The 25,633-nt window shown below is 74.3% G+C and carries 23 protein-coding genes and 1 tRNA gene; 4 read left to right on the top strand and 20 right to left on the bottom strand.

The genetic code is table 11. The features are described 5' to 3' along the window. Complete coding sequence (locus INN71_RS04825; protein WP_277498539.1) at window positions 1–561, bottom strand: TIGR03086 family metal-binding protein; 561 nt, start codon at window positions 559–561, stop codon at window positions 1–3. After that, window positions 558–2,876 (bottom strand): FdhF/YdeP family oxidoreductase, encoded by a 2,319-nt coding sequence (locus INN71_RS04820; RefSeq protein WP_277498540.1) that lies wholly within the window; start codon window positions 2,874–2,876, stop codon window positions 558–560. Before INN71_RS04820 ends, INN71_RS04825 begins: the two co-directional genes overlap by 4 nt. Before the next feature lie 63 nt (window positions 2,877–2,939). Here INN71_RS04820 and fdhD point away from each other — a divergent pair, with 63 nt between their 5' ends. Both fdhD and INN71_RS04810 read left to right on the top strand, forming a co-directional pair. After that, window positions 2,940–3,827, top strand: coding sequence for a formate dehydrogenase accessory sulfurtransferase FdhD (gene fdhD / locus INN71_RS04815; RefSeq protein ID WP_277498541.1), 888 nt, complete (start codon window positions 2,940–2,942; stop codon window positions 3,825–3,827). Window positions 3,828–4,167: 340 nt separating this feature from the next. Then, window positions 4,168–5,691, top strand: coding sequence for an HNH endonuclease signature motif containing protein (locus INN71_RS04810; RefSeq protein ID WP_277498542.1), 1,524 nt, complete (start codon window positions 4,168–4,170; stop codon window positions 5,689–5,691). 275 nt (window positions 5,692–5,966) lie between these two features. Here the strand turns inward: INN71_RS04810 and INN71_RS04805 are convergent, their stop codons facing one another. Genes INN71_RS04805 through INN71_RS04780 form a run of 6 tightly spaced genes read right to left on the bottom strand, consistent with a single transcriptional unit; the run spans window position 5,967 to window position 13,672 of the window. Next, the gene (locus tag INN71_RS04805; RefSeq protein ID WP_277498543.1) at window positions 5,967–6,650 is read right to left on the bottom strand and encodes a response regulator; all 684 of its coding nucleotides are present in this window, start codon (window positions 6,648–6,650) and stop codon (window positions 5,967–5,969) included. Then, window positions 6,647–9,217 (bottom strand): ATP-binding protein, encoded by a 2,571-nt coding sequence (locus INN71_RS04800; RefSeq protein ID WP_277498544.1) that lies wholly within the window; start codon window positions 9,215–9,217, stop codon window positions 6,647–6,649. Before INN71_RS04800 ends, INN71_RS04805 begins: the two co-directional genes overlap by 4 nt. A gap of 10 nt (window positions 9,218–9,227) precedes the next feature. Next, the gene (gene kdpC, locus INN71_RS04795; protein ID WP_277498545.1) at window positions 9,228–9,848 is read right to left on the bottom strand and encodes a potassium-transporting ATPase subunit KdpC; all 621 of its coding nucleotides are present in this window, start codon (window positions 9,846–9,848) and stop codon (window positions 9,228–9,230) included. A gap of 28 nt (window positions 9,849–9,876) precedes the next feature. Continuing rightward, window positions 9,877–11,892 (bottom strand): potassium-transporting ATPase subunit KdpB, encoded by a 2,016-nt coding sequence (gene kdpB, locus INN71_RS04790; protein WP_277498546.1) that lies wholly within the window; start codon window positions 11,890–11,892, stop codon window positions 9,877–9,879. After that, complete coding sequence (kdpA, locus tag INN71_RS04785; RefSeq protein ID WP_277498547.1) at window positions 11,889–13,553, bottom strand: potassium-transporting ATPase subunit KdpA; 1,665 nt, start codon at window positions 13,551–13,553, stop codon at window positions 11,889–11,891. Before kdpA ends, kdpB begins: the two co-directional genes overlap by 4 nt. After that, the gene (locus INN71_RS04780; protein WP_277498548.1) at window positions 13,550–13,672 is read right to left on the bottom strand and encodes a hypothetical protein; all 123 of its coding nucleotides are present in this window, start codon (window positions 13,670–13,672) and stop codon (window positions 13,550–13,552) included. Before INN71_RS04780 ends, kdpA begins: the two co-directional genes overlap by 4 nt. A gap of 166 nt (window positions 13,673–13,838) precedes the next feature. Between INN71_RS04780 and INN71_RS04775 the strand changes: the two genes are divergently transcribed. Continuing rightward, window positions 13,839–14,873: a mechanosensitive ion channel family protein gene (locus INN71_RS04775; RefSeq protein ID WP_277498549.1), complete on the top strand. Its 1,035-nt coding sequence runs from the start codon at window positions 13,839–13,841 to the stop codon at window positions 14,871–14,873. A gap of 38 nt (window positions 14,874–14,911) precedes the next feature. Here INN71_RS04775 and INN71_RS04770 read toward each other — a convergent pair whose 3' ends face one another. Then, window positions 14,912–15,064 (bottom strand): hypothetical protein, encoded by a 153-nt coding sequence (locus tag INN71_RS04770; RefSeq protein WP_277498550.1) that lies wholly within the window; start codon window positions 15,062–15,064, stop codon window positions 14,912–14,914. Between the two features lie 170 nt (window positions 15,065–15,234). Here INN71_RS04770 and INN71_RS04765 point away from each other — a divergent pair, with 170 nt between their 5' ends. After that, a complete protein-coding gene (locus tag INN71_RS04765; RefSeq protein ID WP_277498551.1) occupies window positions 15,235–16,755 on the top strand; it encodes a PLP-dependent aminotransferase family protein in 1,521 nt (506 codons plus the stop codon). Between the two features lie 110 nt (window positions 16,756–16,865). Here the strand turns inward: INN71_RS04765 and katG are convergent, their stop codons facing one another. The 11 genes from katG to INN71_RS04710 form a co-directional block, all read right to left on the bottom strand. Then, window positions 16,866–19,118: a catalase/peroxidase HPI gene (katG, locus tag INN71_RS04760; RefSeq protein WP_301799771.1), complete on the bottom strand. Its 2,253-nt coding sequence runs from the start codon at window positions 19,116–19,118 to the stop codon at window positions 16,866–16,868. A gap of 65 nt (window positions 19,119–19,183) precedes the next feature. Then, window positions 19,184–19,591 carry a Fur family transcriptional regulator gene (locus INN71_RS04755; RefSeq protein WP_277498575.1) on the bottom strand — a complete coding sequence of 136 codons (408 nt, stop codon included), beginning with the start codon at window positions 19,589–19,591 and terminating at the stop codon, window positions 19,184–19,186. A 204-nt stretch (window positions 19,592–19,795) separates the two neighbouring features. Next, window positions 19,796–19,871, bottom strand: a tRNA-Ala gene (locus INN71_RS04750). Window positions 19,872–19,959: 88 nt separating this feature from the next. Beyond that, window positions 19,960–20,622, bottom strand: a complete 663-nt coding sequence (locus tag INN71_RS04745; protein WP_277498553.1) for a histidine phosphatase family protein — start codon at window positions 20,620–20,622, stop codon at window positions 19,960–19,962. Further along, window positions 20,615–20,992 (bottom strand): ribosome silencing factor, encoded by a 378-nt coding sequence (rsfS, locus tag INN71_RS04740; protein WP_277498554.1) that lies wholly within the window; start codon window positions 20,990–20,992, stop codon window positions 20,615–20,617. The genes INN71_RS04745 and rsfS overlap by 8 nt, the downstream gene beginning before the upstream one ends. After that, entirely contained in the window at window positions 20,989–21,639 is a 651-nt protein-coding gene (gene nadD / locus INN71_RS04735; protein ID WP_277498556.1) for a nicotinate-nucleotide adenylyltransferase, read from the bottom strand. Before nadD ends, rsfS begins: the two co-directional genes overlap by 4 nt. Before the next feature lies 1 nt (window position 21,640). Beyond that, entirely contained in the window at window positions 21,641–21,787 is a 147-nt protein-coding gene (locus tag INN71_RS04730; protein WP_277498557.1) for a hypothetical protein, read from the bottom strand. A gap of 36 nt (window positions 21,788–21,823) precedes the next feature. Continuing rightward, complete coding sequence (locus tag INN71_RS04725; RefSeq protein ID WP_277498558.1) at window positions 21,824–23,071, bottom strand: glutamate-5-semialdehyde dehydrogenase; 1,248 nt, start codon at window positions 23,069–23,071, stop codon at window positions 21,824–21,826. Between the two features lie 182 nt (window positions 23,072–23,253). After that, window positions 23,254–24,207 (bottom strand): electron transfer flavoprotein subunit alpha/FixB family protein, encoded by a 954-nt coding sequence (locus INN71_RS04720; RefSeq protein WP_277498559.1) that lies wholly within the window; start codon window positions 24,205–24,207, stop codon window positions 23,254–23,256. A gap of 16 nt (window positions 24,208–24,223) precedes the next feature. Further along, window positions 24,224–25,024 carry an electron transfer flavoprotein subunit beta/FixA family protein gene (locus INN71_RS04715; RefSeq protein WP_301799770.1) on the bottom strand — a complete coding sequence of 267 codons (801 nt, stop codon included), beginning with the start codon at window positions 25,022–25,024 and terminating at the stop codon, window positions 24,224–24,226. Window positions 25,025–25,109: 85 nt separating this feature from the next. Next, on the bottom strand, window positions 25,110–25,520 hold the full coding sequence (locus INN71_RS04710) for a hypothetical protein (protein ID WP_277498561.1): 411 nt from the start codon (window positions 25,518–25,520) through the stop codon (window positions 25,110–25,112). Window positions 25,521–25,633 lie beyond the last annotated feature (113 nt).

Genomic DNA, 25,633 nt, shown 5'->3' with positions numbered 1-25,633 from the left:
TCAGGGACGCCAGGCGGGGTCGCGGCCCAGGAAGGCCATGAGCCGGTCCGGCGCCGGGGCGTCGTCGGGTACGGCGACCCGCTCGCCGAACTGCCCGCTGGCCCGCAGCACCGCCTCGGCCGGCTCCATGCCGGCGAGCACGGCCGCGCACCACTGCGGGTCGAGGCCGTGGGGCTGGCCGGAGGACCGGGCGAGGTCCCAGGCGTGCAGGAACACGTCGGTCGTGTAGAAGCGGTCGACGGCGTCCGGCACCGGCAGCTCGCCGACGTGCGGGTTCGCGAGGACGAGCCCGTCGGTGGCCGGGTCGTCGAGCAGCTCCTGCACGGCGACGGCGTGGTGACGCCAGGCGGCGACCGGGTCGGTGGCGGCCCCGGGCCCGCCGGGCAGCTCGACGCCGGACCCGCCGAGGAACCCCGGCAGCCACTCGACGAGGTGTCCGACGACGTCCCGCGCGCGCCACTCGGCGACGGGCGTGGGCGCGGCCCAGTCGGTGACGCCGTCGACGATCGCGGAGAGGTTCGCGACCGCGGCGGCGTGCGTGCGGGCGTGCTCGGCGCTCACCGGTCACCGCCCGTGACGGGCTCGAGCCGCACGACGACCGACTTCGACGTGGGCGTGCGGCTCGTGTCGGCGTAGGAGCCCAGGGGGACGAGCACGTTCGTCTCCGGGTAGTACGCCGCCACGCAGCCCCGCGGGGTCGCGTACGGGACCACGCGGAAGTCCGGTGCGCGGCGATCGCCGTCCGCCCACTCCGAGACGAGGTCGACGAGGTCGCCGTCGGCCAGGCCCAGCGCGCGCACGTCCTCGGGGTGCACGAACACCACCCGACGCCCGCCGCTGATGCCCCGGTAGCGGTCGTCGCGGCCGTAGATCGTGGTGTTGTACTGGTCGTGCGAGCGGATCGTCTGCAGGAGCAGGCGCCCGGGCGGCACGCGGGGGTACTCCAGGGCGTTCACCGTGAGCTCGGCCCGGCCCGACGCCGTCGCGAAGCCCCGCTCGTCGCGTGGCTTGTTCGGCAGCACGAAGCCACCCGGGGAGTCGATGCGCCGCTCGAAGTCCTCGAACCCGGGTACGACGCGCTCCACCGCCGCGCGGATGGTGGCGTAGTCCTCCCGGAAGGCCCGCCAGTCGGCGACGGGGGCACCCGGGCGGCCGGCGAGCAGCCGCTCCGCGAGCTCGGTGATGATCGCGACCTCGCTGCGCAGGTGCTCGCTCGGGGGCTCGAGCCGACCCTCGGAGGCGTGCACCGCGCTCATCGAGTCCTCGACCGTGACGCGCTGGGGGCCGGTCGCCTGCACGTCGCGGTCGGTGCGGCCCAGCGTCGGCAGGATGAGGGCGCGGCGCCCGTGCACGACGTGGGAGCGGTTGAGCTTCGTGGAGACCTGCACGGTCAGCTCGAGCGAGGCCAGCGCCGCCTCGGTCACCGCGGTGTCGGGGGTCGCCCGGGCGAAGTTGCCGCCCATCCCGAGGAAGACCTTCGCCGTGCCGTCGCGCATGGCCTCGATGGCGGCGACCGTGTCGTGGCCGTGGGCGCGGGGGGACGCGAAGGAGAACTCGGCGTCGAGCGCGTCGTGGAACTCGTCCGGCATCCGCTCGAAGATGCCCATCGTGCGGTCGCCCTGGACGTTGGAGTGGCCCCGCACCGGGCACACACCCGCACCGGGCTTGCCGATGTTCCCCTGGAGCAGCAGCAGGTTGACGGCGTCGCGCAGCGTGGGCACCGAGTGCTTGTGCTGGGTGAGGCCCATGGCCCAGCACAGGACGGTCGAGCGGGACTCGCGCAGCAGGTCCGCGACCTCCGCGATCTGCGCGCGGGGCAGGCCCGTGGCGGTCTCGACCTCGGACCAGTCCAGGGCCCGCAGGTGGGCGGCGTACTCCTCGAAGCCGTGGGTGTGGTCGGCGAGGAACTCGTGGTCGAGCACCGTGCCGGGGGCGGCGTCCTCGGCCTCGAGCAGCAGGGCCCCGAGGGCCTGGAAGAGCGCCTGGTCGCCGCCGAGGCGCACCTGGAGGTAGACGTCGGCGAGGTCGGTCCCGCTGCCCACGACCCCGCGGACCTTCTGCGGGTTGTCGAAGCGCAGGAGCCCGGCCTCGCGCAGCGGGTTGATCGCCACGATGCGCCCGCCCGCCCGCTTCGTCTTCTCCAGGGCGGAGAGCATGCGGGGGTGGTTGGTGCCGGGGTTCTGGCCCGCCACGACGACGAGCTCGGCGGTCTCGACGTCGAGCAGCGAGACGCTGCCCTTGCCGATGCCGATGGTCTCGGTGAGCGCCGAGCCGCTGGACTCGTGGCACATGTTGGAGCAGTCCGGGAGGTTGTTCGTGCCGAGGCCGCGCGCCAGCAGCTGCCAGCAGAACGCGGCCTCGTTCGACGTGCGGCCCGACGTGTAGAACACCAGCTCGTCGGGGCTCGACAGGCGCGCGACCTCCTGCGCCACCACGTCGTACGCCTCCTCCCAGCTGACGGGCCGGTAGTGCGTCGCGCCCTCGTCGAGCAGCATCGGCTGGGTGAGTCGGCCCTGCTGGCCCAGCGAGTAGTCGTCCCAGGTGGCCAGCTCGGCCACTGGGTGGGCGGCGAAGAACTCCGGCGGCACCCGCCGCTTCGTCGCCTCCTCGGCCACCGCCTTGGCGCCGTTCTCGCAGAACTCGGCGCGGCTGCGGTGCTTCGCCTCCGGCCACGCGCAGCCGGGGCAGTCGAACCCGTGGGTCTGGTTGACCAGGGCGAGCGTGCGCGCGGTGCGGGCCGCGCCCATCTGCTCGACCGCCATCTGCGTGGCGCGGGCGACGGCCGGCACGCCGACGGCGCGCTCCTTCGGCGGGCCCACCTCCAGCGCCGACTCGTCGATGTTCTCGACCGCGCGGTCGACCGAGCTGCGACGCACCACGACGTCCTCCCCTGCTGGCTAGGCTGGCGGCCAACCTACTCCTCGTGAAGGGGGCCCTGCGTGGCCGGCAAGCGGGTACGACGCGTGCGCGCCACCGTGCTGCGCCTGCCCGAGGCGACCGGGCCGGGAGCGCCGGGCGGCTCGGGCGGGCCGGGAGGTACGGCCGTGCTGGCCCGCCGTACCCGCGAGGAGCACCTGGCGGTCGAGGAACCGCTGGAGGTGCGCGTCGCGGGCGCGCCGTACGCCGTCACCATGCGCACCCCCGGCGACGACTTCGACCTCGTCGCCGGGTTCCTGGTCGGCGACGGCGTGCTGCGCGCGCCGACCGACCTGGTGGAGCTGCGCTACTGCGCGGGCGTGGGCCCCGACGGGCTGCAGACCTACAACGTGGTGGACGCCGCCGTGTCCCCCGTCGCGGCCGCCGTCGCCGCGACCCGCGGGCGGCGGGTGGAGGGCACCAGCGCCTGCGGCGTCTGCGGGCTGGAGTCGATCGACGCGGTCGCCACCACCTCGAGCCACGACCTGGGCGACGACCCCACCGTCGTCGACGCGTCCGTGCTGGCCGCCCTGCCCGACGGCCTGCGGGAGCAGCAGGGCGACTTCGAGCGCACCGGCGGGGTGCACGCCGCCGGCCTGTTCACCGCCGCCGGCGACCGGCTCGTCGTGCGGGAGGACGTCGGACGCCACAACGCCGTCGACAAGGTGGTCGGCTGGGCGCACCGCGAGCAGCGCCTCCCCCTCCGCGGCACCGTGCTGCAGGTGAGCGGACGGGCGTCCTTCGAGCTGGCGCAGAAGGCGGTCATGGCCGGCATCCCCGTCCTCGCCGCCGTCGGCGCGCCCTCGTCGCTCGCCGTCGAGCTCGCCCAGCGCACCGGCCTGACCGTCGTGGGGTTCTCCCGCGGCGATCGCCTCACCGTGTACGCCGGCGGCGACCGCGTCGGCGGGTGACGGGGGGCGGTCCGGGGTCGGGGGCGGTCCTCGGTCCGGTGGTCGAGGTGGCTCCGGTCGGTGGTTGAGGTGGCCGCCCCAGCGGCCCTCGAAACCACGGGGTTCGACGCGGCTGTGCCCTTCCCGGTGGTTGTGGCGGCCGCGCTCGACCCGGTGGTTGAGGTGGCCGCCCCAGCGGCCGAACCGGTGGTTGAGGCGGCCGCCCCAGCGGCCCTCGAAACCACCTCGAGAACGGTCGCCGGCCGAGGGGCTCTGGCGACGCTCAGACTCCTAGATCTTCTTTCCCCAGCCCCCGCTCTCGGACCCGGAACTGTCGGTGGTCGCCCCTAGCGTTGTCCGTATGAACCACCCGAGCACCGCCGTCGTCGAGGCCCCTCCGGCCATCGACTCGACGGCGCTGCTCGCAGCCGCCCGAGCCGCTGCAGCGGCTCAGCGCGCGGCGGAGGTGGCGGCGTTCGTCGCGGTCGCGGACTGGGCCGACGCCCACACCGACGGCACCGTGGGCGACCCGATCGGCCCGCTCGGGCTCTGGTCGGAAGACCCCACCTCGGTCCCCGGCGGGGATCGGTTCCTCGAGCTCGGCGGTCCGGGCGCGCCGCTGGTCTCAGAGTTCTGCTTGTACGAGATCTCCGCAGCCCTCGGCCGCTCCGTCGCCTCCGGCCGACCGCTCGTCGGTGACGCGATCGAGCTGCGCCACCGCCTCCCCCGCCTCTGGGACCGTGTCCTCGCCGGGGCCGACCCCCTGACGCAGAAGCAGGCGCTGCCAGTGTGGCGCGCGAGGAAGATCGCCGCCCTCACCCGCACCCTCACCCCCGAGGCCGCGGACTTCGTCGACCGCAACCTCGCCCCCCTCGCGCACCGCGCCACGATGCCGACCGTCGAGCGCCTCGTCGCCGAAGCGGTAGCCCGGTTCGACCCCGAGAACGCCGAGCTGGACCGGGCGGACGCCGACGCGGGTCGGTACTTCGCGATCGAGACGACCCCCGCCGACAGCGCGTCGCCGTGGACCGGAGTTGTCGCCGTGCACGGATCCCTCGACGTCGCCGACGCCCTCGACCTGAACAACGCCGTGCAGCGAGTGGCGGCCGACCTCGCCGCCGCCGGATGGGACGCCGACCTCGACGTCCGCCGCTCCATGGCGGTGGGCGAGCTCGCCCGGCGACAGACCGCGCTCGACCTGGACGGCGCCGACCCAGACCGGGACACGCCGGTCGGCTCGACCCGGACACCTGCGCGGCAGGTCGTGCTCTACGTCCACCTCAGCGACGCCGCGACTGCCTCGCACCGCAGCGGCGACGGAATGGACGCAGGACCCAGCATCGACCCCGCCACCGGCAGCGTCGGAATCGACCTGGCCCGCCTCGAGAACACCCGCGGCCTCGTCACCGCCGACCAGGTCCGCGACTGGTGCCGCACGCCCGGCACCAAGGTCACCGTCATGCCCGTCATCGACCTCGCCGAGCACGTCGCCGTCGACGCCTACGAGATCCCCGACCGCATCGCCGAGAGGGTCCGGCTCGACCGACCCACCTGCGCGTTCCCCTACTGCGGACGACCAGCACGAGACCTCGACCTCGACCACACCGAGGCCTACCGGCGAGAAGCAGCACCCGGCGCCGGGCAGACCTCGACCAGCAACCTGGCGCCACTGTGTCGGGGCGAACACCGGATCAAGACACACCCCTCCCCGACCGGGGCCAGCCCACTCGACTTCGGTCCACCCAGCAGCGACCCACCCGACGTGCACCCGCCGCCTGACCGGCGATGGCACTACTACCGCGATCCACTCGGCACCTACATCTGGACCAGCCCGCACGGGCTCCGCTACGCCGTCGACTCCACCGGCACGACGCCGTTCGACTGAGCCAGGCAGCAGCGCACCGCCGACCCCGCCACCGAGCACCACCGTGGCGGGGCCACCGGCATGTCCAGGCGTGGTTTCGAGCGCCGCCAGGGCGGCCACCTCAACCACGGGACGGGGCCACCGGCATGCCCGACCTGGTTTCGAGCGCCGCCGGGGCGGCCACACCTCAACCACCGGACGGGGCCACCGGCATGCCCGACCTGGTTTCGAGGGCCGCCGGGGCGGCCACCTCAACCACCGGACGGGGCACCGCGCGGGCCAGGCGGCCGCCGGGCCTACGGCTCGAGCGTGTACCCGAGCCCGGCGGAGGTGACGAGGTGGCGGGGGTGGGCCGGGTCGGCCTCGAGCTTGCCGCGCAGCTGGGCGGCGTAGACGCGCAGGTAGTGCATCTCGTGCTCGTAGCCCGGGCCCCACACCTCGCGCAGCACCTGCTCGCGGGTCACGAGCCGGCCGACGTTGCGCGCCAGCAGCTCGAGGAACCCCCACTCCGTGGGGGTGAGCCGCACGTCCACACCTCCCCGGGCGACCTTCTTGCGGGCCAGGTCGATCATCAGGTCACCGACCTCCACGACGGGGTCGACGGAGGGGGCGGCGGTGGCGCCGCGCCGTACGGCCGCGCGCAGGCGCGCCATCAGCTCGTTCATCGCGAAGGGCTTCGTCACGTAGTCGTCGGCCCCGAGGTCGAGGGCCTCGACCTTGTCCTCGCCGTGCTGGCGCGCGGAGAGCACGACCACGGGCACGCTCGTCCAGCCGCGCAGGCCGGCCAGCACCTCCGTGCCGTCCATGTCGGGCAGGCCGAGGTCGAGCAGCACGACGTCCAGCCGGGTCGAGGCCGCGGCCTCGAGCGCCCCGCGCCCGTCCGCGGCGGTCACGACCTCCCAGCCGTGCGCCCGCAGGTTGATCGCCAGCGCCCGCGCGAGGGCCGGCTCGTCGTCGACGACCAGCACCCTCGGGCTCACCGCGCGACCTCGGCCGCCGTCGGGGACGCAAGACCGGCGCCCGCCTCCGCCTCCGCACCCGCCTCCGCACCGCCCGGTACGGCGCGCGGCAGGGTCAGCACGAGGGTCAGTCCCCCGCCGGGCGTGTCCTCGGCGGACAGCGCCCCGCCGACGGCCTCGGTCAGCCCGCGGGCGACGGCGAGGCCGAGCCCGAGGCCGCCACCACCGGTGTCGGAGAGCCGCTGGAACGGCTCGAACATGCGCTCCCGCTCGGCGGCGGGCACGCCAGGCCCCTGGTCGACGACGAGCACGTCGACGTTGGTCGGGCCGGCGTGCACGAGCACCCGCACCGGGGCGCCGCGCGAGACGCGCACGGCGTTGCCCAGCACGTTCGCCACCACGCGCTCGACGAGCCCGGGATCGGTGCGCACCAGCGGCGTCGCCTCGTCCAGCTCCAGCCGCACCGCGCCCGGCGGGTGCCCCGCCACCGCCAGCGGCAGCACCTCGACGAGGCTGAGGTCGCGCAGCACCGGGCGCAGCACGCCGGTCTGCAACCGGGACAGGTCGAGCAGGTTGTTGATGAGACGCTCCAGCTGGTCGGTCGCGTCGTCGACCGACTCGACGAGCGCGGCCCGGTCCTCGGCGTCGAGCCCGCCGACCAGCAGCCCGTCGACGCTGGCGCGCATCGTGGCGAGCGGGGTGCGGAGGTCGTGCGAGACGGCCCGCAGGATCGCGGTCGTCGTCGACTCGGCGCTCTCGAGGGCGGCGGCGCGCTCCTCGCGGGCGCGCAGGCGGCGGTACTCCAGCACCAGGCTCGTCTGCACGGCGAACGCCTCGAGCACCCGCCGGTCGCTGGCCCGCAGGGGCTCGCCGCAGAGCACGAGCACGTGGTCGGCGTCGACCTCGGCGCGCGTGCGGCCGGCCTCGGGCGACCCCGCGTCGCCCTCGCCGGAGCGCGCGACCGTCGCCCACCCGGCGCCCGAGCGCTCCAGCAGGGCGACGGCGTCCTGCCCGAACACCTCCCGCACCTTGGCGACGATGGCCTCCGCGGTGTCCTGCCCGGTCAGCACCGAGCGCGACAGCGCCCCCATGGTCGCGGCCTCCGTGCGGGTCCGCACCGACTCCGCGGCCCGTCGCGAGGCCCGGTCGACGACCGTCGCGACGGCCGCCGCCACGGCGAGGAACACCGCCAGCGTCACCGCGTTGCGCGGCTCGGCGATGGTGAGGCTGTCGAAGGGCGGCGTGAACCAGACGTTGAGCGTCACGAACGCCACCAGCGCCGCCAGCAGCGCCGGCATCAGCCCGCCGACGAGCGCCACCAGCACGGTCGCGGCGAGCAGCAGGAGGGTCGCCAGCGGCAGGTCGTCGGTGGCAGCCACCTCGTGCAGCGCCGCCCCGAGCGCCACCGGGAGCAGCACGGCCAGGGCCCACCCGATCCCCTGCCGCAGCGGGCTCAGGGGGCTCAGCGTCGAGCGGGTGCGCGTCAGCCGCGCCACGTGGTCGTGGGTCACGAGGTGCACGTCGATCGCGCCGGCGAGCGAGGCGATGCGGTCACCGGTCGTGCCGGCGAAGAGCCGGCGTACCCGGCCGTGGCGCGAGACGCCGACCACGACCATCGTCGCGTTGACGCCCGTCGCGAAGTCGACCACCGCGGCGGGCACGTCGTCGGCGGCCACGGCGTGGAAGGTGCCGCCCAGGGTGGCGACGAGCTGCTGCGACCGGGCCAGGCGGCGCTCGTCGGTGCCGCGCAGGCCGTCGGTGGCGATGACGTGCACCGCGAGCAGCTCCGCCCCCGCCGCCCGCTGCGCGAGGCGGGCGCCGCGGCGCAGCAGCGTCTCGCTCTCGGGTCCGCCGGTGACGGCGACGACGATCCGCTCCTTGGCGGGCCACGGCTCGGCGATGCGGTGGGCGCGGCGGTAGTCCCCCAGCGCCGCGTCCACCCGGTCGGCCAGCCACAGCAGCGCCAGCTCCCGCAGCGCGGTCAGGTTGCCCACCCGGAAGTACGACGCGAGCGACGCGTCGACGTTCTCCGCCCGGTAGATGTTGCCGTGGGCCATCCGGCGCCGCAGCGCGTCCGGGGACATGTCGACGAGCTGGATCTGCTCGGCGGTGCGCACCACCTCGTCGGGCACCGTCTCGCGCTGCCGGACGCCCGTGATGCGCTCCACCTCGTCGTTGAGCGACTCCAGGTGCTGGATGTTGACCGTGGTGATGACGTCGATGCCGGCCGCGCGGATCTCCTCCACGTCCTGCGCGCGCTTCTCGTGGCGCGAGCCCGGCACGTTGGTGTGCGCGAGCTCGTCGACCAGCACCACCGCCGGGCGCCGGGCGATGACCGCCTCGGTGTCCATCTCGGTGAAGGTGGCGCCGCGGTAGGTCACGGTGCGCCGCGGCACGACCTCCAGGCCCTCCACCTGCCCGACGGTGTGGACGCGGTCGTGGGTCTCGACGTACCCGACGACGACGTCGGTGCCCCGCGCCGCCCGGCGGTGGGCCTCACCGAGCATCGCGTAGGTCTTGCCCACCCCCGGGGCGGCCCCGAGGTACACGGTCAGCCGACCGCGCCTCCCCTGGTCCGACGGCGTCATGCGCGCCAATCTAGTCGCCCTCGCCCGCGGCCCCGAGCACCGCGATGTTGAGCCCCAGCACGTCGACGTGCGGCTCGCCGAGGACGCCGAGCGTGCGACCGGACGTGTGCTCGGCGACGAGCGCGCGCACCTCGTCCTCGGCCAGGCCCTGGGCGGCCGCGACCCGCGGGACCTGCAGCGCGGCGTACTCCTGCGAGACGTGCGGGTCCAGGCCCGAGGCCGACGCGGTCAGCGCGTCCGGGGGGACGTCGGCGGGGTCGACGCCCTCGCGGGCCGCGACCTCGGTACGGCGCTCCTCGACCAGCGCGAGCAGCTCCGGGCTCTCGGGGCCGAGGTTGGAGCCGGCCGTCGCCAGCGGGTCCCAGCCGTCACCGGCCGCCGAGGGGCGGGGCTGGAAGAGCCCGGCGTCGTCGACTCCCTGGCCCAGCAGGGCCGAGCCGACGGCCTCGCCGGGGTCGGTGGTGCGGTCCCCGTCCGCGGTGACGAGCGAGCCGTTCGCGCGCCACGGGGAGACGGCCTGGGCGATGCCGGTGACGGCGAGCGGGTAGGCGACGCCGACGAGCAGCGTGGCGGCGAGCAGGACGCGCAGCCCGGCCAGGGACTGGCGCAGCAGGGTGAGGAGGTCTCTCACGGGTGGTTCCTCTCGGGGGACGGCCGGGTCACAGACCGGGCAGGAGGGAGACGACGAGGTCGATGAGCTTGATCCCGACGAACGGGGTCACGAGGCCGCCGACGCCGTAGACCAGGAGGTTGCGGCGCAGCAGCCGGTCCGCGGAGTCGGGCCGGTAGCGCACGCCGCGCAGGGCGAGCGGGATCAGCGCGACGATGACGAGCGCGTTGAAGACGACCGCGGAGAGGATGGCCGACTCCGGGCTGGAGAGCCGCATGACGTTGAGGACGTCGAGCTGCGGGAAGGCCACGACGAACATCGCCGGCAGGATCGCGAAGTACTTCGCCACGTCGTTCGCCACCGAGAAGGTCGTCAGCGCCCCGCGGGTGATGAGCAGCTGCTTGCCGATCTCCACGACGTCGATGAGCTTCGTCGGGTCGGAGTCGAGGTCGACCATGTTGCCGGCCTCCTTGGCCGCGGTCGTGCCCGTGTTCATCGCGACCCCCACGTCGGCCTGGGCCAGCGCCGGCGCGTCGTTGGTGCCGTCGCCGCACATCGCGACCATGCGCCCGCCCGCCTGCTCCTCGCGGATGAGGTCCAGCTTGTCCTCGGGCGTGGCCTCGGCGAGGAAGTCGTCCACGCCGGCCTCGTGGGCGATGGCGGCGGCGGTGATCGCGTTGTCGCCGGTGATCATCACCGTGCGGATGCCCATGGCCCGCAGCTCGGCGAAGCGCTCCCGCATGCCGTCCTTGACGACGTCCTTGAGGTGCACGACGCCGAGCAGCCGCACCGGCTCCTGGCCGCGCCGCTCGGCGACCACCAGGGGCGTGCCGCCCGCGGCGCTCACCTGCTCGACGGCCGCGAGCACCTCGGCGGGCTCCGCTCCCCCGGTCTCCCGGGCCCAGGCGCACACCGCGGACGCGGCCCCCTTGCGCACCGAGCGGTCCGCCAGGTCCACGCCGCTGGTGCGGGTCGTGGCCGAGAAGGGCACGAGCACCGCCCCGGCCGGTACGGCGTGCTCGCCCGGCCCGGCGAGCAGCTCCACGATGCTGCGCCCCTCCGGGGTCTCGTCGGCGAGCGAGGACAGCAGGGCCGCCTCGACGAGCTCCTCGCGGGGCACGCCCGGCGTGGTCAGCACCTCGTGCGCCCGACGGTTGCCGTGCGTGATGGTGCCGGTCTTGTCGAGCAGCAGCACGTCGACGTCGCCCGCGGCCTCGACGGCGCGGCCCGACATGGCGAGCACGTTGCGGCGCACCAGGCGGTCCATGCCCGCGATGCCGATCGCCGAGAGCAGCGCGCCGATCGTCGTGGGGATGAGGCACACCAGCAGCGCGGCGAGCACGAGGACGGGCACGCGGGCGCCGCTGTGGTCGGCGACGACCCACAGGGTCGCGCAGACCACGACGAAGACGGCGGTCAGCGCCCCGAGCAGCACGTCGAGCGCGATCTCGTTGGGCGTGCGCTGGCGCTCCGAGCCCTCGACGAGACCGATCATCCGGTCGACGAACGAGCGGCCCGGGTCGGAGGTGATCCGCACGACGATGCGGTCCGACAGCACCGTCGTACCACCGGTGACGGCGCAGCGGTCGCCGCCCGACTCGCGGATGACCGGGGCCGACTCGCCCGTCACGGCCGACTCGTCGACCGACGCCACGCCCTCGACGACGTCGCCGTCGCCGGGGATGCGCTCCCCCGCCTCGACGACGACGAGGTCGCCGGCCCGCAGCGCGGTGCTCGGCACGTCCTCGAGCGTGCCCGCGGGGGTACGACGCCGCGCCGTCGTCTCGGTCTGCAGCGCCCGCAGGCTGGCCGCCTGGGCCTTGCCGCGCCCCTCCGCGACCGACTCGGCGAGGTTGCCGAACAGCACGGTCAGCCAGAGCCAGACGGTGACGGACCAGGCGAAGAAGCTCGGGTCGAGGACGGCGAGCACCGTGGTCAGCACGGCCCCCACCTCGACGACGAGCATCACGGGGGTGGCGACGAGCGCCCGGGGGTCGAGCTTCGCGAGGGCGCCGGGCAGGGCGGTGGCGAGCTGGGCGGGGTCGAGCAGTGCGGTGCGGTTCACGAGAGGGACTCCACGATCGGGCCGAGGACGAGCACGGGGACGAAGGTCAGGCCGACCACGACGAGCGCGACGCCGACGAGGAGGACCACGAACAGGGGGCGGTGGGTCGGCAGGGTGCCGGCGCCGGCAGGCAGCCGCTTGGCGGTGGCGAAGCGCCCCGCGAGGGCGAGGACGAGCACCATCGGCAGGAACCGGCCGAGCAGCATGCAGACGCCGAGCAGCGTGTTCCAGAACGGGGTGCCCGAGGTCAGGCCGCCGAAGGCGCTGCCGTTGTTGTTGGAGGCCGAGGCCACCGCGTAGAGCGCCTCGGAGAGGCCGTGCGGCCCGTCCTCCTGCAGCCCGGCCAGACCGGCGGGGACCGACAGGGCGACCGCGGTGCCGACGAGCACGAGGAACGGCGTAGTCAGCACGTAGCCGGCGACGAGCACGATCTCGCGCTGGCCGATCTTCTTGCCGAGGTACTCCGGCGTGCGGCCGACCATCAGCCCGGCGACGAACACCGTGACCACCGCGAGCACGAGCATGCCGTAGAGCCCGGACCCGACGCCGCCGGGCGACACCTCGCCGAGCAGCATGCCGAACATCGCCACGCCGCCACCGGGCGCCGTCAGGGAGTCGTGCATCGCGTTGACCGCCCCGGTCGACGTGCCGGTCGTGGCCGCCGCGAAGAGCGCCGAACCGGCCGTGCCGAACCGCAGCTCCTTGCCCTCCAGCGCCCCGCCGGCCGCCTCGGGCACCGTGCCGGGCCCTGCCATCTCGGCCCAGGTCAGCAGGGTCACGCCGACGAGGAACAGCCCGCCCATCGCGCCGAGGACGGCCGCGCCCTGGCGCCGGTCGCCGACGATGAGGCCGAACGCCCACGCCATCGCGAGGGGCACCAGCAACATCAGGCCGATCTCGAGGAGGTTCGACAGCGGCGTCGGGTTCTCGAACGGGTGCGCCGAGTTCGCGTTGTAGAAGCCGCCGCCGTTCGTGCCGAGCTCCTTGATCGCCTCCTGGCTGGCCACCGGACCGCCGGTGACGCTCTGCTCGCCGCCCGTGAGCGTCGAGACGACGCGCGGGGCGTGCAGGTTCTGCACGACGCCGAGCAGCACGAGCAGCACGGCGGAGACGAGGGCGACGGGCAGCAGCACGCGGACGACGCCGCGCACCAGGTCGGTCCAGAAGTTGCCGATCCGCCCACCGGCCTCGCTGCGCGCCAGCGCGCGGGCGAAGGCGGCCGCCACCGCCATGCCGGAGGCCGCCGAGACGAAGTTCTGCACCGTGAGACCGGAGGCCTGCGCGAGGTGGCCCAGCGCCGCCTCGCCGGAGTACCACTGCCAGTTCGTGTTGGTCACGAAGCTGACCGCGGTGTTCCAGGCGCCGTCCGCGGGCAGCGCCCCGAACCCGAGCGAGAACGGCAGGTGCTGCTGCAGCCGGCCGAGCGCCTGCAGCGCGAGGATGCCGACGAGCGAGAAGCCGAGCACCGACAGGGCGTACGTGCGCCAGTGCTGGTCGGCGTCGGGGTCCAGGCGCAGCGCGCGGTAGGCCACCCGCTCGATCCCGAGGTGGTCCGCGGAGGTGTAGGTGCGGGCCAGGTGGCGGCCCAGCAGGGGCACGGCGAGGGCGAGGACGGCCACGAGGACCAGCACCTGGCCGACGGCGGGGACGACGGCGCTCACCGGTCGGCACCCGCGTCGCGAGCCGCCGTACCCGGTCGGTCCCGGTCGAGCCGGCCGACCAGCAGCGTGAGGAGCGCGAACACGACGAGCGTCAGCGCCACGAGGAGGAGATCAGTCACGCCCGGGATCGTGGCGCCGCCCGCCGCGCCGCACCGACGTCCTTGACGGTTCCCTGACGCCCCGCGGGCCCGTCTTGACGCGACGCTGACCGGGCCGTGGCGCGCCTCACGCGCACCTCCGGCGCAGCGACTTGAGGCAGCGGCGCCGTTCCCCCATGGTGGAGTGATGCCTCCCGAGCTCCTGCAGCTGCTCTGGTCCACGGGCGTCGTGGTGGCCGTCTCCGTCGCGATCGGCGCGGTCGTCCCCGCCGCCGTACGACGGGTCGGTCACCGCTGGCCGCCCGCCGAGGACCTCGTCCGCACGGCCCGCTTCCCGTTCCGCGTGCTCGTGCTGGTCATCGGCCTCAACGCCGTGGTCGCCGCCAACAGACCCCGCGGCGACGGGGCGGAGCTGTGGGACACGGTGGCGCTGGGCCTGCGCATCCTCGGCATCGTCAACGGGGCGTGGCTGCTCGCGGTCGTCGTGCTCTTCGTCGTCGACGCCGCGCTGCGCCGCGCGGACCTCGAGCTGGACCCCCGCAACGCGAAGCGCGTGCGCACCCAGGTGCAGGTCGCGCGCCGGCTCGTCGTGGTCGGCATCGTGGTCGTCGCGCTCGGTGCCATCCTGCTGTCGTTCCCCGGCGTGCGCGCCGTCGGCGCCAGCCTCCTGGCCTCCGCGGGCCTCGTCTCCGTCGTGGCCGCCCTCGCCGCCCAGTCCACCCTCGGCAACCTCTTCGCCGGTCTGCAGCTCGCCTTCAGCGACGCCATCCGCATCGACGACGTGGTGATCGTCGAGGAGGAGTACGGGACCATCGAGGAGATCACGCTCTCCTACGTCGTCGTGAAGATCTGGGACGACCGCCGCCTCGTGCTCCCCTGCACCTACTTCACGAGCAACCCGTTCGAGAACTGGACGCGCAAGGACTCCGAGATGATGGGCACCGTCGAGCTCGACCTCGACTGGCACATCGACCTCGACGGCCTGCGCAGCGAGTTCGAGAGGGTGCTCGCCGACACCGAGCTGTTCAACGGCCGGGACAGCGGTCTCGTGGTCACCGGGGCCACGCAGGGCTTCGTGCAGGTGCGCGCCAGCGTCACCGCCGACGACCCCGGCACCCTGTTCGACCTGCGGTGCCTCGTGCGCGAGCGCCTCGTCGCCTGGGTGCAGGAGCACAACCCCGAGGCCCTGCCCCGCCAGCGCCTCGAGGTCGTCGCCGCCTGACGCACCCGCACCTCCCGGCACCCGCCGCTCCCGACGCCCTAGGGCCGGGGTCGGCGGGTGTCGTACGCCGCGTCCGTCCGCTGCGGTCGCGCACGGTCCGCGCCGACCACCCACAGGGTCCGGGCGCCCAGCGCCAGCAGCGCTCCCCCGGCCGCCACCGCACCCACCAGCTCCGTCAGCTCCACCGTCATGGCCCTTCTCCTCGTCCGGCCCCGGGTGGGGCCACGGTGCGAGTGGACCGGTCGCGGCGTGGTGCGCGCGCGGTCCAGTGCACGCGGACTGGTCCGCTGCGGGCGGTTCGAGGTCCACCCGCGCGCGGTTGGACCTGCGCCGGGGCCGGGCGGACTGGTGGAATGGCCCCGTGCCCCCGTCTCGTCCTGTCCCCGACACCACCGCCGCCCCCGCTCCCCTGCCCCTCGTCGCGCGCCCGGCCGTGCGGGCGCACGTGGGGGCACGGCGCCTCGCCACCCTCCTGGGGCCGGACTGGGACGCCGGGCGCGGCGCGGCGTACGTCGCCCTCGCCGACCGCGTGCGACTCCTCGTCGAGGACGGACGCCTCGCCCCGCAGACCCGCCTGCCCGCGGAGCGTGAGCTGGCCGAGGAGCTGGGCCGCAGCCGCACGACGATCGTCTCGGCCTACGCGCGGCTCCGCGAGACCGGCCACCTCGTGAGCGTGCGGGGCTCCGGCAGCGTGACGGTGCTCCCGGCGCCGCGGGACGGCGAGCGGGCGGCCGTCGACTTCGCCCACGCCGTGCCCGGCCCCGTCGTCGGCCTGGCGGACGTCCTGCGCGAGGTGGCCGCCGACGCCGAGGGCGTGCTAGCGCTCGGCGGCTTCGACGTGCTGGGCGACCCGGCCCTGCGGGCCCGCATCGCCGACCGCTACACCCGCCGCGGCCTGCCCACCACGCCCGAGGAGGTCATGGTGACCCTCGGCGCCCAGCACGGGCTGGCGCTGGTGGCCCGCACGCTGCTGCGGCCCGGTGACCGCGTGGTGGTGGAGTCCCCGACGTACCCCCACGGCTACGAGGCGCTGCGCGAGGCCGGCGCCCGCCTGGTGCCGACGCCGGTCGGGTCCGACGGCTGGGACGTCGACCACCTCGTCGACGTGCTCGACCGGGTGCGCCCGGCCCTGGCGTACCTCCTGCCCGACTTCCACAACCCGACGGGCGCGACCCTCGGCGCCGAGGACCGCCGGCGGGTGGCGGCCGCCGCCCGGCGCAGCGGCACGGTGCTCGTGGTGGACGAGACGACCGTGGACCTCGACCTGGACGGCCGGCCCGCCGGGGAGCCGTTCGCGGCCCTGTGCACCGACCGCCTCGCGAGCGCCGTCACGCTGGGCTCGCTCGGCAAGGTCGCGTGGGGCGGGCTGCGGATCGGCTGGGTCCGCGCGGACGCCCGGACCGTGCACCAGCTGGCCCACCGCCGCCCGGCGGGCGACCTCGGCACCCCGGCGTTCGAGCAGCGGGTGGCGGGCGTCGTGCTCGACCGGTACGACGCCATGGTGCGCGCCCGCAGCGAGGAGCTGCGGGAGCGGCGCGACCTGCTCGTCGGGCTGCTGCGTCGCGACCTGCCGGCCTGGCAGGTGCCCGACGTCGCGGGCGGGCTGTGCCTGTGGGTCGACCTCGGGGTGCCGGTCAGCTCGGCTCTCGCCTCGGCGGCCCAGGCCCGCGGGCTGCGGGTGACCGCCGGGCCGAAGTTCTGCATCGACGGCACCCACGAGCGGTTCCTGCGCGTGCCGTTCACGGCCGCGCCCGAGGTCATCGCCGCGGGCGTCGCGGTGCTGCGGGAGGTGTGGGACGACCTGCACCGCGACGTCACCCACCTGCGCCGCACCGCCCGCGGCGCCGCGCCGGGCCCGCACCGCCAGCCCCTCACCCTCTGAGCGGGCGGCTCGCGGAGGGGCGGACGGGACCCGCAGACGGGACGAGGCCCGCGGCGGGTGCCGCGGGCCTCGTCGTACGTCGTGCTCCCGGCGCGTGCGCCGGGTCGTGCTCAGACCAGGTCGAAGCGGTCGGCCTCCATGACCTTCGTCCACGCGGCGACGAAGTCGCGCACGAACTTCTCGCCCGCGTCGTCGCTGGCGTAGACCTCGGCGATGGCGCGCAGCTCGGAGTTCGCACCGAACAGCAGGTCGACCCGGCTGCCGACGACCGTCTCGCCGGTGGCCGTGACGCCCGTGTAGGTCTCCTTGGTGTCGTCGGTCGCCGTCCACGTGGTGCCGAGCTCGAGCAGGTTGACGAAGAAGTCGTTCGTCAGCACGCCCGGGCGGTCGGTGAGGACGCCGGTGGCGGAGCCGTCCTGGTTGGCGCCGAGCACCCGCATGCCGCCCACGAGGACGGTCATCTCGGGCGCGGTCAGCCCCAGCAGGTTGGCGCGGTCGACGAGCAGGAACTCCGCCGGGAGGCGGTTGCCCTTGCCCACCCAGTTGCGGAAGCCGTCGGCGGCGGGCTCGAGGTAGCTGAAGGACTCGACGTCCGTCTGCTCGGCGCTCGCGTCGGTGCGGCCGGGCGTGAAGGGCACCTCGACGTCGACGCCGCCCTCCTTCGCCGCGTGCTCGACGGCCGCGGAGCCGGCCAGCACGATGAGGTCGGCCAGCGACACCTGCTTGGCGCCCGCGTTGGCGTTGAAGTTCTCCTGGATGCCTTCGAGCACCTGCAGGACCCGCGCCAGCTCGTCGGGGTTGTTGACCTCCCAGCCGCTCTGCGGCTCGAGGCGGATGCGGGCACCGTTGGCGCCGCCGCGCTTGTCGCTGCTGCGGTACGTCGAGGCCGACGCCCACGCGGTGGTGACGAGCTGGGCGGTGGTGAGGCCGGAGCTGAGCACCTGGCTCTTGAGCACGGCGATGTCCTCGCCGTCGATGGCCTCGTACGTCGCCGCCGGCACCGGGTCCTGCCAGATCAGCACCTCGGAGGGCACCTCGGGACCGAGGTAGCGCTGGATCGGGCCCATGTCGCGGTGCGTGAGCTTGAACCAGGCGCGGGCGAACGCGTCGGCGAACGCCTCGGGCTCGTCGCGGAAGCGGCGCGAGATCTGCTCGTAGACCGGGTCGAAGCGCAGCGCCAGGTCGGTGGTGAGCATGCGGGGCTCGCGACGGCCGTCGCCGTGGGCGTCCGGCACCATGTCGGCGCCCGAGCCGTTCTTCGGGCGCCACTGCTTCGCGCCCGCGGCCGACTCCATCAGCTCCCACTCGTAGGCGAAGAGGATGTGGAAGAACTCGTTGTCCCAGCGGGTCGGGTGGTAGGTCCAGGTGACCTCGAGACCGCTGGTGACGGTGTCGGCGCCGTGGCCCTCGCCGTACCCGTTCTTCCAGCCGAAGCCCTGGTTCTCCAGCGGCGCGGCCTCGGGGTCGGGCCCGAGGCGGTCGTCCTGGTGGGCGCCGTGGGTCTTGCCGAAGGTGTGGCCGCCGGCGATGAGCGCGACGGTCTCCTCGTCGTTCATGGCCATCCGGCCGAAGGTCTCGCGGATGTCGCGGGCCGCGGCGACCGGGTCCGGCACGCCCTCGGGGCCCTCGGGGTTGACGTAGATGAGGCCCATGGTCGTGGCGCCCAGCGGCTTCTCCAGCTCGCGGTCGCCCGAGAAGCGCTTGTCGGTGCCGAGCCACTCGGTCTCGGGGCCCCAGTAGACGTCGTCGTCCGGCTCCCACACGTCGGCGCGGCCGCCGGCGAAGCCGAAGGTCTCGAAGCCCATGGACTCGAGCGCCACGTTGCCCGTGAGGATCATGAGGTCGGCCCACGAGATCTTCTTGCCGTACTTCTTCTTGATCGGCCAGATCAGGCGGCGGGCCTTGTCGAGGTTGACGTTGTCGGGCCAGCTGTTGAGCGGCGCGAAGCGCTGCATGCCGGCGCCCGCGCCGCCGCGGCCGTCGAACACGCGGTAGGTGCCGGCGCTGTGCCACGCCATGCGGATCATGAAGGGGGCGTAGTTGCCGAAGTCGGCCGGCCACCACGGCTGCGAGGTGGTGAGCACCTCGGCGATGTCGCGCTTCACCGCGGCGAGGTCGAGCGAGGAGAACTCCGCGGCGTAGTCGAAGTCGGGGTCCATCGGGTCCTTGGCCGGGGCGTGCTTGGCCAGGATGTCGACGTTGAGCTTGTTCGGCCACCACACGCGGTTGGGCTCGCCCTGCGTGGGGTGCGGCAGCGTGCTGCCGTGGGCGACCGGGCAGCCGGACGCCTCGCCGGGTGCCGGTACCGGGTCGTCCGTGGTGATCTGGCCGTGCTCGTTGCCGGGAGTGGGCTCGGTGGACATCGGGTTCCTTCCGTGGGGGCGGATGAGGGGCGGAGCAGGAGCAGCGAGGAGGGGTACGGCGCGCGTCAGGCGCCGTGCGCCGCGGCCGTGCAGGCGGGGCAGGTGCCCCAGTAGGTCACCTCGGCCTCGTCGATGACGAAGCCGTGGTCGTCGGAGGCGGTCAGGCACGGTGCCTGGCCGATCGCGCAGTCGACGTCGACGACCGCGCCGCAGGAGCGGCACACCAGGTGGTGGTGGTTGTCGGCGATGCGGGTCTCGTAGCGGGCCACCGAGCCGGCGGGCTGGATGCGCCGCAGCAGGCCCGCGCCGGTGAGGGCGTGGAGGGAGTCGTAGACGGCCTGGTGGGACACGGCCGGCAGCTCGGTGCGGACCGCGCCGATGATGGTCTCGGTGTCGGCGTGCGGGTGCGCGTGCACGGCGCCCAGCACCGCGACCCGGGGGCGGGTCACCCGCAGCGTCGCGGCCCGCAGCAGCTGCGGGAGGTCGACGCCGGCCGTGCCCGCGGCGCCGGGGACGCCCGGGGCGTCGAGGTCGGCGGCTTCGGTGGTCACGGGGACAACCTTGGCGCCTTTTCTTGAAGGAGTCAAGAAAAGGCGGTGTCGGGGACGCCACGTCGCGGCCGCCGCCCACGACGCAGAAGACCCCTCCACCGCGGTCGGTGGAGGGGTCTTCATGGATGGTGGAGCTGAGGGGACTCGAACCCCTGACCCTCTGCATGCCATGCAGATGCGCTACCAGCTGCGCCACAGCCCCATCCGTCTCGCGGCGGTCACCCGCCGATCGACTCGGAGAACATTAGCGCCTCCCCCGGACGGACGCGAATCGGGGGTCGGGGTGCGCCTCAGGCGCCGGCGTCGGCCGTCCGGTTGTAGGCCACGAGCCGCCAGCGGGGCTCGCCGGAGCGGCGCAGGGGGCGCTCGCGGAGCACGGCGTACCCGCAGTTCGTCATGCCCGAGTACGCCGAGGGCTCGCTCGCCGTGCCCGCGACGAGGGCCTCGACGGCGACCCGCAGGGCGGCCCCGTGGGCGACGGCGACCGCCAGCCCGTCGGCCGGGAGCGTGTCGGCCAGCTCGGTCAGGCACGCCTCGACGCGGGCGCGGACCTCCTGGAGCGTCTCGGCGCCCGGCACCGAGCTCCAGCGGCCGGTCACAAAGTCGACGTACTCCTGGGGCCACCGCTCGGCGTAGTCCTCGTGCGTGACCCCCTCGCGCTCCCCCAGCCCGAACTCGCGCAGGCGGGGGTCGGTGCGGACCTCGAGCCCCGCCGCACCGGCGACGTGCCTCGCCGTGACCGCCGCACGCTGCAGGTCCGAGGTCCACACGGCGACGGGGCGCAGCGCGGCGAGCCCGGGGGCCACCGCGGCGGCCTGGGCCAGCCCCGTCGGGCTCAGCTCGGAGTCGACCTGGCCCTGGATGCGGTGCGCCGCGTTCCAGGTGGTCTCGCCGTGGCGCAGCAGCACGAGGGTGCGCGCGGCGCCGGGCGGCTCGGTGCGGGACTCACTCACCGCCGGGGGTGACCTCCGCCGGGAGCGGCAGCACGGGGCAGTCGCGCCAGAGCCGCTCGAGGGCGTAGAAGCGGCGCTCCTCCTCGTGCTGCACGTGCACGACGATCTCGCCGTAGTCGATGAGCACCCAGCGCCCGTCGCGCTCGCCCTCGCGGCGGATCGGCTTGGCGCCGATCTCGCGCAGCTTGTCCTCGACCTCGTCGACGATGGCCTTGACCTGGCGGTCGTTGCTCGCGCTGGCCAGCACGAAGGCGTCGGTGATCGCGAGCTGCTCGCTCACGTCGAAGGCCAGGATGTCGGTCGCGAGCTTGTCGGAGGCGGCGCGGGCGGCGGCGTGCACCAGCTCCACGGCGTGGTCGGTGGCGGTCATGCAGGGCCTTTCACGGGGCTGCTGGAGGGACTGCTGGAGGAGCTGGTGCTCTCGTAGAGGTGGTGCTTGCCGATGTACTGCACGACGCCGTCCGGCACGAGGTACCAGACCGGCTCGCCCCGCCCGGTGCGCTCGCGGCAGTCGGTCGACGAGATGGCCAGGGCGGGGATCTCGAGCACCGTCACGCGGTCGCTCGGGATGGTCTCGAGCACGGCGGGGTCCATCGCGTAGCCGGGGCGGGTCACGCCGACGAAGTGGGCGAGGTCGAACATCTCCCCCGTGTCGCGCCACGTGAAGATGTTGGCGAGGGCGTCGGCGCCGGTGATGAAGAACAGCTCCGCCCCGGGCAGCTGGGCCCGCAGGTCGCGCAGGGTGTCGACCGTGTACGTCGGACCCGCGCGGTCGATGTCGACCCGGGACACCCGGAAGCGCGGGTTCGAGGCCGTCGCGACGACGGTCATGAGGTAGCGGTGCTCCGCCGGGGAGACCTGGCGCGCGGACTTCTGCCAGGGGTCGCCCGTGGGCACGAAGACGACCTCGTCGAGGTCGAAGGAGGACTGGACCTCCGAGGCGGCGACGAGGTGCCCGTGGTGGATCGGGTCGAACGTCCCGCCCATCACGCCGATGCGCCGCCCGGGGGTGGTCACCTCAGCTGTGCTCGCGACCGCCGGCGAACGCGAGGAGGCCCGCCATGAGGAGCAGGAAGATCAGCAGCACCACGCCACCGATGACGTAGGGCCAGATGGTGTGCTCCTCGCCGCCCGCCTCGGACGCCAGGACAGCGAACTCGCTCATCGACATGGCGGGGATCCTACCGGGCGGCGCTCGACCTCAGCGCACGTGCCCGTCACCGGTGACGACGTACTTGGTCGACGTCATCTCCGGCAGGCCCATCGGGCCCCGGGCGTGCAGCTTCTGCGTGCTGATGCCGATCTCCGCGCCGAAGCCGAACTCGCCGCCGTCGGTGAAGCGGGTGGAGGCGTTGACGAGCACCGCGGCCGAGTCGACGGCCGCGACGAAGCGGCGCGCGGCGGCCTGCGACTCGGTGACGATCGCGTCGGAGTGCCCGCTCGACCAGCGGCGCACGTGCGCGATCGCGCCCTCGAGGTCGTCGACGACGGCGGCCGCGATGTCGAGCGAGAGGTACTCCTGGCCCCAGTCGTCGTCGGTGGCGGCGACGACCCCGTCGTACTCGCCGAAGCGGTCGTCGCCGTGCACCGTCACGCCCCGCTCGGCCAGCGCGTCGATGAGGAGCGGCAGGAAGTCGTCGGCGACGTCCGCGTGCACCAGCACCGACTCCGCGGCGTTGCACACCGAGGTGCGGTGGGTCTTCGCGTTGACCACGATGGCGAGCGCCTTGTCGAGGTCGGCGGAGGCGTCGACGTACACGTGGCAGTTGCCCACGCCCGTCTCGATGACGGGCACGGTCGACTCCTCGACGACCGAGCGGATGAGCCCCGCCCCGCCGCGCGGGATGAGCACGTCGACGAGGCCGCGGGCGCGCATCAGCGCCTTGACGCTCTCGTGGGTGTCCCCCGGCACGAGCTGGACGACGTCGGCGGGCAGGCCCGCGGTGACGACGGCCTCGCGCAGCGCGGTCACGATCGCGGCGTTGCTCGACCGGGCGCTCGAGCTGCCGCGCAGCAGCACCGCGTTGCCCGACTTGAGGCAGATCCCGGCGGCGTCGGCCGTGACGTTCGGGCGGGCCTCGTAGATCATCCCGACCACGCCGAAGGGCACGCGCACCTGGCGCAGCTCCAGCCCGTTCGGCAGGGTGCCGCCGCGCACGACCTCGCCCACCGGGTCGGGCAGCGCCGCCACGTCACGCAGCCCGGCGGCCATCGCGGCGAGCCGCTCAGGGGTCAGCCGCAGCCGGTCGACGATGTTCGGCGGCGTGCCACCGGCCTCGGCCCGCTCCACGTCCTCGGCGTTGGCCGCCAGGATCGCCGCCTCGTGGGCCCCCAGCGCCGCTGCCATCGCCTCGAGCGCGGCGTCCTTGACCGCCCGCGTCGCCGTGGCGAGCTCGTAGCCCGCCTCCTTCGCACGCGCGGCCGCGGCGTGGACGTCCTCGGTGCTCATGCGCCGAGGGTACGGCGGGTGCCCCGCCCCCGCGCACCCGTTCCCACGGGTCGGGAAGGTCCCCGGGGCCCCGCCCGCGTGGGTCCGGACGCGCGCCCGGACGCACGCCCGGACGCACGAACGGCCCGGGTCCACGAGGGACCCGGGCCGTGCGTGCGGTGGCGGCGCGGAGGCCGCCACGCTCAGTTCTTGCGGGCCTCGACCGCGTCGGCCAGGGCGGGCAGGACCGAGTGCAGGTCGCCCACGACGCCGAAGTCGACGAGCTCGAAGATCGGCGCCTCCTCGTCCTTGTTGACCGCGACGATCGTCTTGGACGTCTGCATGCCGGCCCGGTGCTGGATGGCGCCGGAGATGCCGTTCGCGACGTACAGCTGCGGGGAGACCGTCTTGCCCGTCTGGCCCACCTGGAAGGTGTGGGGGATCCAGCCGGAGTCGACGGCCGCGCGGGACGCGCCGACGGCCGCACCCAGGGCGTCCGCCAGCTTCTCGACGGGGGCGAAGTCGCCGCCGGTGCCACGGCCACCGGAGACCACGATCGCGGCCTCGGTGAGCTCGGGGCGACCGGTCGACTGACGCGGCTGCGAGGCCACGACCTGCGCGCCCTTCGCGGCGTCGGAGATGGTCGGGGAGAACTGCTCGACCTCACCGGCGCCCGCGGCGTCCTCCGGCGTGGCGGAGTTCGGCTTGACCGTGATGATCGGCGTGCCGTGGGTGACCTTGCCGGTCAGCGTGTAGTTGCCGGCGAAGACCGACTGGGTCGCCGTGCCGTCCTCGGCCACGTCGACGGCGTCGGTGATGATCCCCGACGACGTCTTGATGGCCAGGCGCGCGGCCACCTCCTTGCCCTCCGAGCCCGACACCAGGAGCACCGCGGCCGGGGACGTCTTCTCCACGAGCTGCGCGAGCACCTCGGCCTTGGGCGCGACCAGGTAGCCCCGCACCTCGGCGTCGTCGACGACGTAGACCTTCTCCGCGCCGTACTTCTTCACCGTCTCCACGACGCCGGACGCGGCGTCCGCGCTGCCGATGAAGACCGCGGAGGGCGAGCCCAGCTTCTTCGCGATCGCGAGCAGCTCGTTGGTGGGCTTGCGCACCGCACCGTCGACGTGGTCGACCAGAACCAGAACCTCGGACATCAGCTGCAGCCCCTTCTCAGATGAACTTCTTCGAGGCGAGGAACCCGGCGAGCGCCTCGGCGCCGGACCCGTCCTCGTCGGTGACGATCTCGCCGGCGGTGCGCGGCGGCCGGGCGGTGGTGTCCTCCACCGCGGTCCACGCCGCAGCGGCGCCGACCTCGGAGGACTCCACGCCGATGTCGGCCAGCGTGAGCGTCTCGAGCGGCTTCTTCTTCGCGGCCATGATCCCCTTGAAGGAGGGGTAGCGCGCCTCGCCCGACTGGTCGGTCACGCTGAGCACGATGGGCAGCGTGGCGCCGACGACCTCGGTCGCGGTGTCGCCGTCGCGCTTGATGCGCACCTGGTCGCCCTGCGTCTCGACGACGGACGCCAGCGTGACCTGGGGCAGGCCCAGGCGCTCGGCGACCATGGCCGGCACGACGCCGCCGGAGCCGTCGGTGGAGGCCATGCCGAAGACGACGAGGTCGACCTTCGACTCGGCGCCCAGCTTCTCGACGGCCTTGGCCAGCACCAGCGAGGTGCCGACGTAGTCGGAGCCGGCGATGGCGTCGTCGCTCACGTGGACACCCTTGTCGGCACCCATCTGCAGCGCCTTGCGGACCGCGTCGACCGCCTTGGCGGGGCCGACGGTCAGCGCGGTGATGGTGATGTCCTCACCGTCGCGCTTCTCGCGCAGCTGCAGGGCCTGCTCCACGGCGTACTCGTCCAGCTCGGAGAGCAGGCCGTCGACGCCCTCGCGGTCGACCGTGTTGTCGGACTCGAACTTCCGGTCCGCCGTGGCGTCCGGGACGTGCTTCACACAGACGATGATGTTCATGGTGTGTGGCCTCGCGGCCCCTCCTGTGCACTCGGGTGTGTAGCTGAGGCTACTAGCAGGTAACGAGCTTGCGACGTGGCGTGCGTCACGGGCGGATCAGGCGCTCGAGCACGCGTCCCAGCACGAGCCAGAAGGCAGCACCGAGGCCGTAGTTCACCAGCGCGTTCTTCGTGTCGGCGTTGTCGCCGGTGAAGGCCATGATCCCGTCGTCCAGGGTGAAGACGCCGAGGTCGAAGAACCCGGCCAGGTCGAGCACCAGGCCCACGAGCCCGTTGCCCTGGTTGGCGTCGACGGCGATGCAGAGCGCGGCGACGGCGAGCGAGGTCGCGGCGACGAGGCACACGATCCAGACCACCTGGGCCACCACGGTGCGCGCCCGGCCGACGGAGAACGACGGCCGACGGCGCGGCTTCGACGCGCTCGACCCCTCCGCCGCCGACGACCCGGTCGTCGCGGTCGACGTCTCTCCAGCTGCTGGCTTCTCAGGACCGACCACGGGCTCCATCCTCGACCTCGCCTACGGGACGGGGGTCAGTGTGGCACAGGTCTCCAGGACCCCGGACGGCGTCCCACCTGCGCGGGCCGCCGTCCCACGGGCCGTCGTCCCCC

Origin of the sequence: Nocardioides sp. ChNu-153 (assembly GCF_030466625.1) — a bacterium.
Lineage (GTDB): Bacteria > Actinomycetota > Actinomycetes > Propionibacteriales > Nocardioidaceae > Nocardioides.
Note: the sequence above shows the minus strand (reverse complement) of the source record. Positions and strands in the feature narration are given on the sequence as shown.